Raw genomic sequence first — 346 nt, forward strand, 5'->3', positions numbered from 1 at the left:
ACCTTCAGTAAAATAAAGTAAAAAAGGAAGAAATAAACCTAAAAAACCAATAAGTTTTCTAATTCTGTAATCAGCAATTTTTAGGTCTTCGTTTTGGGGTTTCAATGTTTAGTACTTTATCAAATGAATAGTTTAAAATTAAAAAAACCTCTTAACTAATTAAGAGGTTTTTGGTTAATTTATTTAAAATGTTTTAAAACTTGTAGCTTAAACCAAGTGTCCAGTAAGTTTGTAAATCGTTATCAACATCATCAAAACCAGTTGCTGTTGCAGGGTCTTGTGCTAAAGCATAGTTTAATGCCTCTTGTTTGTTGTTACGTAAACCAAAATCAAAACCAACACCAAT

1 pseudogene is annotated in these 346 nt (G+C 28.6%); it reads right to left on the bottom strand.

The features are described from left to right. Positions 1-193 precede the first annotated feature (193 nt). Positions 194-346, bottom strand: a pseudogene (locus tag FUA24_RS26155) (DUF3078 domain-containing protein); the annotation flags it as partial.

It is taken from the genome of Seonamhaeicola marinus, assembly GCF_008085455.1.